Here is a 10,431-nt window from a genome sequence, read left to right on the forward strand (position 1 = left end):
GGTGCTCACGGTTAACCCGTTGGCCTGCGGTTGTCCATGGCGGGTGGGTTCCGGCCCGGAACCCCTTCCGGGTGGCGACCTCTCCATGTTTCATGCATAAACGGTGTTATGCATCCTTTTGTGGTTGTTTGACGACACATGACCGAGATGGCTTGCGGAGCGCTCAGTGTCGTCTTCTCCGCTCGTCCCCTGGTGGGCATCGCCCTCCTCTGCGGGGCCGAGCCTGTCCATCGAACACCTGTTCCCCGGGCTGTGATGTCACTCTTTGAACACCCGTACACATTCGCCGCCACTCCCCTGGTTCGTGCCCCGGGCCTCCCGCCTTCCGGAGCCAGGAGTGCCAGTCGGAGTTTTCGCAGGTCAGATGTGGCTCATGGGGCCTCGCTCCCCCGGCGTCGCCGCTCGTACCCCGGCACGGACCGCGCATCGGGTTGTACGTACGTACACACCAGCTGGCGTGGTGGTTCTCCCACACCCCCAGGAGTCGGCCGTGTACAGGCAAGTAGTCCGTAGGTGGTGCAACAACGCCGCCATCTCGTGAACACCAGTACCCCCGATAGCCTGCCGTGCATGACCTCCCGTCACCCGCATGCCCGCACTCGAACGAGCGAGAGGCGGATACCGGGCGGGCCAGGCTGGTACATGGATGCCCTCACCCTGCTGCCGGTGATCGAGGATCCGCGAGAGTTCCGCAGTGCCCACGAGCACGACCGGGCGCTGGCGGTCCTGGAGAAGCTCTGGGGCGGCCAACCCGAGGAGGCCGAACCCCTAGCGGTGGAGCTGACCGCGTGCGAGCCGACCATCCGACACCGTGCCCTGCTCGCCGACGTCCGTCGTGACCTGGGCCGGATCGCCTGGGCCTCCTCCGAGTACCGCGAGCTGATCGACCTGGCCCGAGGCACCGCGCGCGAAGCCGTCCTGTGGCAGCACCTGGGAAAGGTCCACTTCGTCGGTCGGGACTACCCCCGGGCCGTCGAGGCCTTCGTGGTCGCGCTCGACCTCCGAGTTCGCGACGACTCGTCAGAGGACCTGGTCACCTCCTCCCGACTAGCCCTGGAACGCGCGGAGCTTCTGCTCCCAGCTCACCTCCACGCACCGACCTCTCGGGACCACGTTCAGTGACCGGCGATGCGCGGTGCGGGCCGTGTGAGGCCCCCTGAGTTCGCGCTCGATCCCGGAGAGCTGGGGGGAGCTGACGGCGACGGAGGACAGTCGTGGAACTGACCCACTGACGACTCCGTAACCGTCAACAGTGGTCGTCCTCCCCCGTCTCCCTGGGGGCGTCCGCAGACACCCCCTGCGTGGCTGGAGCGTCCCGGTGCGACGACGTCCGTCCGCCGGTCCTCCCCCGCTCTCCCCCCCACCCACCGGCCCCGCACGGCGCCGTCGGTCGGACACGCGTGCGGCTCGTACGTGGCGCCGGTGCCCGTACGTGGCGCCGGTGCTGGTCCTGGAGGTTCCGGCGCCGGTCAGGTGAGGAAGTCGCGGGCGCCGCGCAGTGTGGTGGTGAGTCGTCGTTGGGTGCGGGTGGAGTCCAGGCGGATCTCGAGCGGCCCGGGCGGTCCCACCTCGGCGCGGCGTGTGCGCGGCAGGGTGGTGGGCAGTCCCCGGTGGCGGGCGATGAGGACTCCCAGTTCGTGGCGGCTCAGGGCGTGGGGTCCGGCCAGGTGGTGGATGCCGGTGTGGGCGGGGTCGGTCAGTTCCAGCAGGGCGGCGGCGAGGTCGTGGACGTGGACGGGGCAGCGGAGGTCGTCGGTGAACAGGGCGCCCGTGGTGGTGCCGTTGGCGAGGTCGCGGACGCGGTGTTCGTGGGGTGAGTCGTCGCCGAGGATCAGGGAGGTGCGGGCGATGGCGGTGGTCGGGTGCAGGGCGGTGACGACGGTTTCGGCCGCGGCCTTGGCCGCTCCGTAGGGGGTGAGGGGGTCGGGGTGGGCGGTCTCGTCGTAGCTGGGGGCGTGGCCGGAGAAGACGGCGTCGCTGGAGACGTGGACGAGGTGGGCGCCGGTGGTGGCGGCGGCTCGTGCGAGGTGGCCGGGGCCCTGGGCGGTGGTGGGCCAGTCGTGGGGTCGGGAGGCGGCGTTGATGATGGCGGTGGGTCGGAGGGTGGTGATGAGGGTGTGGACCTGGTGTGGGGAGCGCAGGTCCAGGGGTGTCCAGTGGATGTGGGGGTGGTGGGTGGGTGTGCGTCGGTGGTGGGTGGCGGTGACGGTGCGGCCGGTGCGGGTGGCCTGGGTGAGGAGTTGGGAGCCCAGGTGGCCGGTGGCGCCGACGATGAGGAGGGTCATGGGCGTACGGTACTGCGGCCTCCGCTCCCCCGGTGGGTGGTGGGCTTCGGTTCCGGGGCGGGTCTGGGGGCGCGGTGGGGGTCGGGATCGGGAATGCTGGGGGCATGAGTGGTGACGCGGTGTCGGTGGAGCGGGCGATCGAGCGGTATCTGGTGGCGCGGCGGGCCGCGAAGCCCTCGCCGCACACGGTGGCGGCCTACCGGCGTGACCTGGTGGGGGTGCTGGGGTGTGTGGGGCGGGCGTTGGGGCGTGATCCGGGTGGGGTCGGGTTGGGTGAGTTGGAGGCGGGGGTGCTGCGGGAGGCGTTCGCGGACTTCGCTGAGGAGCGGGCGGCCTCCAGTGTGTTGCGGGCGTGGTCGACGTGGAACGGGTTCTTCGCGTTCTGGGTGTCGGAGCGGGTGGTGGCGGGGAATCCGATGTCGGCGGTCCCCCGGCCTCGGGTGCGGCCTTCGGGGCCCAAGCCGTTGATGGGTGAGGACACCCCGGAGCGGTTGTTGGAGGCGCTGGCGCGGGGGGCGCGGCGTGCGCGTGATCCGTGGCCGGAGCGGGATCTGGCCGTGTTGGCGTTGGCGTTGCTGACGGGGATGCGGTCGGCGGAGATGTTGTCGTTGCGGGTGGAGTCGTTGGGTGGGCGGCCGGGTGAGCGGCGGATCCGGGTGGTGGGCAAGGGTGGTGGTGAGCGTGTGTTGCCCATCGAGGTTCCGTTGGAGGCGTTGTTGGAGGCGTATCTGGAGTCGCGTCGGGTGCGGTTCGGTGCCGCGGTGCGGGGGGCTGATCCGTTGTTGGTGGACAACCGGGGTGAGGGGTTGCGTCGGGGTGGGTTGCAGTATCTGGTGCGGCAGTGTTATCGGCACGCGGGGGTGAATGATCGGGTGGCGCGGGGGACGTTGGTGCACGCGTTGCGGCACACGTTCGCGACGCGGTTGGCGGAGGATGGCGCGTCGGTCACGGAGATCATGCATTTGTTGGGGCATTCGTCGGTGACGTCGTCGCAGGCCTACATCGAGGTGACGGCGCGGGCGCAGCGTGAGGCGGCGGGGTCGAACCGGACGTATGGGGTGTTGCGGCGGTTGGCGCGGGAGGAGGTGGGTGACGCGGGTTGAGGGGCCGGTGTGGGGGTGGGGGTGGCTACGCTGTGGGGCGTGAACCAGTCGAGTTTTGTTGTGTCCAGCGTCAACGTCAACGGGTTGCGGGCGGCCGCGAAGAAGGATCCGGGGTTCGGGTCGTGGTTGTCGGCCACGGAGGCGGACGTGGTGTGTTTGCAGGAGACCCGGGCGGAGGCTGATCAGCTTCCGGAGGGGGTGGTGGCGCCGCAGGGGTGGCATGTGGTGTTGTGTCCGGCCCTGGCGAAGGGGCGTGCGGGGGTGGCGATCTACTCGCGTGTGGAGCCGGACGCGGTGCGGGTCGGTTTCGGGGTGGAGGAGTTCGCGGAGTCGGGTCGTTATGTGGAGGCGGACTTCGGTGCGGTGAGTGTGGCCAGCCTGTATCTGCCCTCGGGTGAGGTGGACACGCCGCGTCAGGAGGAGAAGGAGCGTTTCATGGCGGCGTTCCTGCCGTTTCTGGTGGAGCGGCGTGCGCGGGTGGAGGAGCAGGGGCGTGGGTTGGTGGTGTGTGGTGACTGGAACATCGCGCACACTGAGGCGGACCTGAAGAACTGGCGGGGGAACCGGAGGAACTCGGGTTTCCTGCCGGAGGAGCGCGCGTGGATGTCGCGGGTGTTCGATGAGGCGGGGTACGTGGACGTGGTGCGTGGGCTGTATCCGGATCAGGAGGGCCCGTACTCGTGGTGGTCCTACCGTGGTCGTGCCTTCGACAACGACACGGGGTGGCGGATCGACTATCAGGTGGCGACGCCGGGGTTGGCCGCTCGGGCACTGTCGGGGCGGGTGGAGCGTTATCCCAGCCGTGAGGAGCGGTGGTCGGACCATGCTCCGGTGACGGTGTCCTACGGGGCCGGGAAGTAGGTGCGGTGATGGGTGTTCCGATCGTGTTGGCGCACGGTTTGCGTTCGTCGTCGAGTATGTGGCGGCCGCAGGTGGAGTTCCTGCAGGCGCAGGGGCGCACGGTGGTGGCGCCGGATCTTCCGGCTCACGGGTCTCGTCGGGGTGAGGACTTCTCGGTGGGGCGTGCGGTGGACACGTTGTTGGAGGCCATCGACTCGGTGGGTGGTCGGGCCCTGTTGGTGGGGTTGAGCATGGGTGGGATGGTGTCGATCGCGGCGGCGGGGGCGGCGCCGGGGCGGATCGCGGGGTTGGTGGCGGCGAGTTGTACGGCGCAGCCGGATCAGTCGTTGGCTCAGGTGTACCGGATTCCGGCGGTGTTGATGGAGCGGTTGCCGGACAAGGGTGCGGCGGTCAACGAGCGGTTCCATCGGTTGACGTTGCGTGATGGTGCGGCTGACGCGGTGGTGGACGGTGGTCTGGCGGTGGAGTCGGCTACGGCGGTGATCGACGAGTTGGCGAAGATCGACGCGTTGTCGGCGTTGTCGGCGTATCAGGGTCCGGTGTGGTTGGTGAACGGGGCGCGGGACCATTTCCGGATTCATGAGAAGGCGTTCTTCGACGCGTGCGCGGAGGGGCGGTTGGTGAACGTTCCGCGTGCGGGGCACATGGTGAGTCTGGATCAGCCGGTGATCTTCTCGCGGATGGTGTCGGATGCCGCTGACGTGGTGGGGGTGCGTGAGGCGCGGGCCGGGGTGGACTCGGGTGCGCGTGAGGGTGTGGTGGACGCGCCGCCGTCGGAGTTGGAGGCGGACGGGGCCTGAGGGCTGGTGGTGTGTGAGGGGGCGGTGGGCCGTGGTGGCCCGCCGCCCCCTCGCGTGTGGTGGGTGGGGTGGTGTTCAGCTGTGGGTGGGGTCATGGGTGGGGTCGTCGTTGTGGGCGCGGGGGCGGGGTGGGCTGGGGATGGCCTGGCCGGGGCGGGGGCGTTCGGGCAGGCGGAAGAAGATCATGGGGTTGTGGGGTGAGTCGCGGACGGGGGTGTCGAGGCCGAGTTCGGTCTTGAGGTCGTTGAGGGCCTGGTGGTGGTGGGGTGCGCGGGCGGCGGAGGCGGTGAAGTAGTCGGTGGTGTTGTTGGCGAGCCATTTGAGGACGACGGCGCCTTCGGTGAAGGGCAGTGCGTAGCGCTGGTGGAAGACGTCGTGGACGCTGACGGGGATGTGTGGGGGCAGGGTGGGCAGGAGGTGGTGGATGTACCAGCGGGCGAACCATCCGTTGTGGGCGGCGTCGATGAAGAGGTAGTCGGTGCTGGAGGGGATGTGGGTGATCTTGGCGCGGACGTCGCCTTTGGTGAAGGTCCAGCGGTCGTCGGCGAGTGTGGTGGGGACGTGGGCGGTGGCGTGGTCGACGATGTCGAAGGAGTGGAGGTGGCCGGTGCCGTTGTCGCGGAGGGCGGAGAGGATCCAGGAGGTGGACCAGCCGTAGTAGGTGCCGATCTCGACGACGTTGGCGGGGCGGTGGTGGCGCAGGAGGAGGTAGGTGATCTCGGCTTCGAGGTCGTCGAGTTGGGGGGTCATGGCGGGTTCGGCTGAGGCGTAGTGCTGGCGTTGTTGGTCGCGGACGCGGGCAAGGTCGTCGCGGTGGGTGGTGTAGAGGGTGGTGATGAGGTCGAGGTCGATGGCTGGCGCGGTGGACATGGGTGTGCTCCCCCGGGGTGTGGGTCGTGTTGGGCCGCCTTTGATTGCCGAAAGTAACAGTGTTGTTGCTGAGTGTTAGTGGTTTCGTGGGTGTGTCGTGGGTTTCGGGGGCGGGTGCCGGGTCGGATGAGGCCGGAGTCGTAGGCGGCGATGACGGCCTGGGTGCGGTCGCGGACGCCGAGTTTGGTCAGGGTGTTGGATACGTGGGTTTTCACGGTCTGGATTCCCAGGTGGAGGTGGGTGGCGATCTCCGCGTTGGTGAGTCCCTGGGCGATGAGGGTGAGGGTCTGGGCTTCGCGTTGGGTGAGGGTGGCCACGGCGCGGGCGGCGGGTGTGGGGTGGGCGGGTTGGGTGGCGGCCAGGGCGCGTAGGGCGGTGGGGAAGAGCAGGGTGTCGCCTCGGTGGGCGAGGCGGACGGCGGCGAGGATCTCCTCGGGTGGGGTGCGTTTGAGGAGGAAGCCGTGGGCTCCGGCGCGCAGGGCTCCCCACACGTGGTCGTCGTTGTCGAAGGTGGTGACGACGATGACGCGGGGCGGGTGGGGGGTGCGTTGGAGGGTGTGGGTGGCCTGGATGCCGTCGAGGCCGGGCATGCGCACGTCCATGAGGACGAGGTCGGGGCGGGTGCGGCGGACGAGGTCGGGGACGTCGGCGCCGTCTGCGGCCTGGCCGGTGACCTCCATGTCGGGTTCGGCGTTGATGAGGGCGGCCAGGCCGGCGCGGATGAGGGGTTCGTCGTCGACGAGGTTGATGGTGATCACGGGTGCTGTTTCCAGTTCAGGTGGAGGGTGAGGTGGAAGTGGGTGGTGGTGGGTGCGGCGGTGAGGGTGCCGCCGATGAGGTGGGCGCGTTCGCGCATGCCCTGGAGGCCGTGGCCGGAGTTGCGGCGGCGGGGCAGGCGTGGGGTGGTGGGTGGCAGGGGGTTGGTGATGGTGAGGGTGAGTGCGCCGGGGGTGGTGTCCAGGGTGAGGGTGAGGGGTTGGTGGGGTGCGTGGCGTAGGGCGTTGGTGAGGGCTTCCTGGGCGATGCGGTAGGTCTCGCGGGAGAGCAGGGCGGGGACGTGGGTGGTGTCGCCGCTGATGTGGCAGGTCAGGTCGGTGCCGGTGTGGTGGGTGGCCTGGGTGAGGTGGGTGAGGTCGCCCAGGTCGGGTGGGGGTGTGCGGGGGGTGGTGGTGTTCTCGCGCAGGAGGCCGAGGGCGTGGTCGAGGTCGGCGGTGGCGGTGCGGGCGGTGTCCGCGATGTGGGTGAGGGCCTGGCGGGCGAAGTCGGGGTTGGTGTCCAGGAGACGGGCGGCGGTGGCGGCTTGGAGGGTGACCACGGACAGGGCGTGGCCGAGGGAGTCGTGGAGTTCGCGGGCCAGGCGGTTGCGTTCGGCGAGGCGGTGGGCGTGGGCGTGGGCGGCGTGCAGGCGGTCGGTGGGGGTGGGGCCGAGCAGGTGGGGTGCGGCTCTGGCGAGGAGGTGGCCGGTGAGGGCGAGGGCGTAGATCAGGGCCAGGACCCAGGCCAGGGCGAGGAGGGGTCCCCAGGCGGGGTGGGTGAGGTGGCCTTGTCCGTAGAGGGTGAGGGGGCCTTGGGAGATGGGGTGGGGTGCGGGGTTCAGGGGTGCGGCGGCCAGGAGGGCGGCTTCGGTGAGCAGGGTCATGGTGGCCAGGCTGGCGGCCATGCCGACGATGAGGTGCAGGTGGAGCCAGAGGGTGGTGCGCCAGCGGCTGGTGGTGGGGGTGTGTGGCAGTGGGGTGAGCAGGGCGCGGGCGAGGTGGAGTTGGCCGGTGCGGGTGGCGGGCAGGAGTGCGGTGGCGGTGATGAGGGCGGTGCCGATGAGGAGGGTGAGGGGGAGGGTGGCGGGTGTGGGTGTGTTGGTGCGTGTGATGAGGGTGCTCAGGACGAGGGAGGCCATGAGGTAGGGCGTCAGGAGTGCGCCGCCGATGACGAGGTAGGCCCAGCGTTGGTGGGTGCGGGCGCTGACCAGGGGGTGCAGTGCCCGGGTCAGGGTGGTGGTGAGGTGGCGCATGGGTGGATGGTGGCACGTCGGGGTGGGCGGGCGCTTCCCTCTGGGGTGGGAGTGCGTTGGGGCGGGGGGTGTGGGGGTGGCCTGCCTCACTTTTGTTGGTTCATGGGTTGTTTGGCGGGGTCAGTGGGGAAGGTGCTCGAGCTTGCGTCCTAGGGTGGGGCCGTGACAGGCAGTGAGACGTCGCCCCCGGAGGCGACACATACGGACGACGGGTCGGGGCTGGCGCATTCGCTGCGCCGCCGACACATGACACTGATCGCGATCGGCGGGTCGGTGGGTGCGGGGCTGTTCATCGGCTCCGGTGCGGTGATCCAGACCGCGGGTCCGGCGGCGGTGGTGTCCTACGCGCTGGCCGGGGCCCTGGTGTTCCTGACCCTGCGGGCGTTGGGTGAGATGGTCGTGTCGGTGCCGGCCGGGGGGTCGTTCTCCGACTACGCCCGGTTGGCGTTCGGTCCCCGGGCGGGGTTCGCCATCGGGTGGCTGTACTGGTGGATGTACGCGGTCCTGGTGGCGGCGGAGTCGGTGGCGGGGGCGGCGATCCTGAGCCAGTGGGTCGAGGGCGTGGCTCCCTGGGCGCTGGCCTTGGTCGTGCTGTTGACGATGACGGTGGCGAACCTGATCTCGGTGCGGGTCTTCGCCGAGACCGAGTCCCTGTTCTCGCTGGTCAAGGTCGCGACGATCGTGGCGTTCCTACTGGTGGGAGGTTTGTACGCGCTGGGGCTGTGGAGTGGCGCGGAAGGGGCGACCTTCGCGCACCTGTGGGACCTGGGCGGGTTCGCGCCCAACGGTTGGGTGGCGGTGCTCGGTGCGACGGTGGTGGTGCTGTTCGCCTTCGGTGGCGTGGAGATCATCACGATCGCGGCGGGTGAGAGCGCGGAGCCGGAGCGGGGTGTGGCCTCGGCCATCACGAACGTGCTGTGGCGTATCGGCCTGTTCTACGTGGCCTCGATCCTGGTGGTGGTGATGGTCGTGCCGTGGAACTCCACGGATCTGGACCGTAGCCCCTTCGTGGTGGTCATGGAGACGGTGGGTATCCCCGGTGCGGCGCTGATCATGGAGATCGTGGTGCTGATCGCGGTGCTGAGCGTCCTCAACGCCGCCATGTACACGTCCTCGCGGATGTTGTTCATGCTGACCCGTCAGGGGGACGCACCCAGGGTGCTGCGGGGGACGAGCCGTCGTGGTGTGCCGGTGCGGGCGATCCTGTTGGGCACCGTGGTGGGGTACGCGGCGGTGGTCGCGGACTACCTGTTCCCCGGTCAGGTGTTCGCGTTCCTGGTGGCTTCCATCGGTGCGATCCTGTTGGTGCTGTTCCTGACCATCTGTGCTTCGCAGCTGGTGGTGGGGGCGCGGGTGCGGCGCAACGCGCCCGAGCGGATCACGTTGCGGATGTGGGGTTTCCCCTACCTGACGTGGGTGACGTTGCTGGGGTTGGTGGCGATCTTCGTGGCCATGGCGACCCTGCCCGAACACCGTCAGGCGTTGTGGGCGACGGTCGCGGCCGTGGTGGTGGCGGTGTTGGCCTACGAGGCGCGCCGCGTGTTCGGTGCCTCCCCGCCGAGCCGCCGGGTGCTGGGGGTGGACGGGCGTGCGACGCCCGAGGAGTTGGACCGGGTGGCCGGAACCGGCGCGGTGGCGGCCGCGGGCGGGTCCGAGGGCCGGGAGGGGTCCGGTGACGGGGACGCGGCGGCCGAGGATGAGGGTCACTCCCCCGGCCGGTGATCGGGACCGGTTTCCTGGCGGGTCGCCGTGGCGTCGTCCCCCGTGTGGGGGGCGGCGCCACGGCGCGTTCCGGGGGTGTGGGGGCGGGTCGAGGGGTGGGGAACGGGCAGGTGACGATCCGATGTCCGGGATGCCCCATTTTGTGGTTATGGTGCCGAACTCCGTTTTTGTCGCTATGGTGCTGCGCAACCCCTGAGAGGAGCACCCCCGTGCGACATTTCGTCGGCTTCCTGTCGGGCCTGTTGTTGGGCCCGGTCCTACTTCTGGTGACTGGATGGGCGTTCGCTCACCTGCGGGGCCTGAACGCGGTGCAGGCCAGCGCGCTGCAGGGCACCGGCCCCGTGGCGCTGGCCGGACTGGTGGGCGTGGGCCTGCTGGTGGCCCTGGTCGCGGTTCCACCGCGCCTGACCCCGATGCTGCCCTTCTCCGCCGCCCTGGTCCTGGGCGGCGCGACCGCCGCCGCCCTGGTGCGCATGCACCTGCTGGAGCGGCTGCCGGTCCTTCCCGGTGTGGAGGGCGCCCTGACGCTGCTGCCCCTGGGTGTGTTCGTGCCCCTGGCGCTGGTGTTGGCGGCTCCGGTGTTCGTCGGCGCCCGCTGGGTCCGCGACGACGAGGACGGTCCCACCAAGGAGGAGTACTTCGAGGGCCTCTACGACGAGGGCGAGGGAGACGGTCGGCCTCGCTCCAGCGCGACCCGCTCCGAGCCGGTCCCGGCCCACCACGAGCCCCGACACCGTCTGGAGGACGCCTGAGGGCCGCGGCCGCCCCTGAACACGGTGGGG

General features: G+C 70.1%; 9 protein-coding genes and 1 pseudogene. 6 read left to right on the forward strand and 4 right to left on the reverse strand.

The genetic code is table 11. The features are described 5' to 3' along the window. Nucleotides 1-642 precede the first annotated feature (642 nt). Nucleotides 643-1,122, forward strand: coding sequence for a hypothetical protein (locus tag ACRWK8_RS09470; protein WP_431869644.1), 480 nt, complete (start codon nucleotides 643-645; stop codon nucleotides 1,120-1,122). 347 nt (nucleotides 1,123-1,469) lie between these two features. Here ACRWK8_RS09470 and ACRWK8_RS09475 read toward each other — a convergent pair whose 3' ends face one another. Beyond that, nucleotides 1,470-2,285 (reverse strand): SDR family oxidoreductase, encoded by an 816-nt coding sequence (locus ACRWK8_RS09475; RefSeq protein ID WP_431869646.1) that lies wholly within the window; start codon nucleotides 2,283-2,285, stop codon nucleotides 1,470-1,472. A 104-nt stretch (nucleotides 2,286-2,389) separates the two neighbouring features. Here ACRWK8_RS09475 and ACRWK8_RS09480 point away from each other — a divergent pair, with 104 nt between their 5' ends. The 3 genes from ACRWK8_RS09480 to ACRWK8_RS09490 are packed head-to-tail and all read left to right on the forward strand — an operon-like array spanning nucleotide 2,390 to nucleotide 5,049. Continuing rightward, nucleotides 2,390-3,388, forward strand: a complete 999-nt coding sequence (locus tag ACRWK8_RS09480; protein WP_378736924.1) for a tyrosine-type recombinase/integrase — start codon at nucleotides 2,390-2,392, stop codon at nucleotides 3,386-3,388. A gap of 9 nt (nucleotides 3,389-3,397) precedes the next feature. Further along, nucleotides 3,398-4,249 carry an exodeoxyribonuclease III gene (locus ACRWK8_RS09485; protein ID WP_431869648.1) on the forward strand — a complete coding sequence of 284 codons (852 nt, stop codon included), beginning with the start codon at nucleotides 3,398-3,400 and terminating at the stop codon, nucleotides 4,247-4,249. A gap of 8 nt (nucleotides 4,250-4,257) precedes the next feature. Then, nucleotides 4,258-5,049 carry an alpha/beta fold hydrolase gene (locus ACRWK8_RS09490; RefSeq protein ID WP_378736309.1) on the forward strand — a complete coding sequence of 264 codons (792 nt, stop codon included), beginning with the start codon at nucleotides 4,258-4,260 and terminating at the stop codon, nucleotides 5,047-5,049. A 75-nt stretch (nucleotides 5,050-5,124) separates the two neighbouring features. On the opposite strand, the gene ACRWK8_RS09495 is transcribed toward ACRWK8_RS09490, so the two are convergent. The 3 genes and pseudogenes from ACRWK8_RS09495 to ACRWK8_RS09505 form a co-directional block, all read right to left on the reverse strand. Beyond that, nucleotides 5,125-5,919 carry a class I SAM-dependent methyltransferase gene (locus ACRWK8_RS09495; protein WP_378736307.1) on the reverse strand — a complete coding sequence of 265 codons (795 nt, stop codon included), beginning with the start codon at nucleotides 5,917-5,919 and terminating at the stop codon, nucleotides 5,125-5,127. Nucleotides 5,920-6,032: 113 nt separating this feature from the next. Beyond that, nucleotides 6,033-6,677: pseudogene (locus ACRWK8_RS09500) on the reverse strand (response regulator); the annotation flags it as partial. Then, complete coding sequence (locus tag ACRWK8_RS09505) at nucleotides 6,674-7,927, reverse strand: sensor histidine kinase (protein WP_431869651.1); 1,254 nt, start codon at nucleotides 7,925-7,927, stop codon at nucleotides 6,674-6,676. The gene ACRWK8_RS09505 and the pseudogene ACRWK8_RS09500, both read right to left, overlap by 4 nt. 246 nt (nucleotides 7,928-8,173) lie before the next feature. On the opposite strand from ACRWK8_RS09505, the gene ACRWK8_RS09510 reads away from it, so the two are divergent. Together ACRWK8_RS09510 and ACRWK8_RS09515 are read left to right on the forward strand one after the other, a co-directional pair. Continuing rightward, on the forward strand, nucleotides 8,174-9,649 hold the full coding sequence (locus tag ACRWK8_RS09510; RefSeq protein WP_378736301.1) for an amino acid permease: 1,476 nt from the start codon (nucleotides 8,174-8,176) through the stop codon (nucleotides 9,647-9,649). Between the two features lie 209 nt (nucleotides 9,650-9,858). Continuing rightward, on the forward strand, nucleotides 9,859-10,401 hold the full coding sequence (locus ACRWK8_RS09515) for a hypothetical protein (protein WP_378736299.1): 543 nt from the start codon (nucleotides 9,859-9,861) through the stop codon (nucleotides 10,399-10,401). Nucleotides 10,402-10,431 lie beyond the last annotated feature (30 nt).

Origin of the sequence: Nocardiopsis eucommiae (assembly GCF_965344335.1) — a bacterium.
In the GTDB taxonomy this organism is placed as follows: domain Bacteria; phylum Actinomycetota; class Actinomycetes; order Streptosporangiales; family Streptosporangiaceae; genus Nocardiopsis; species Nocardiopsis eucommiae.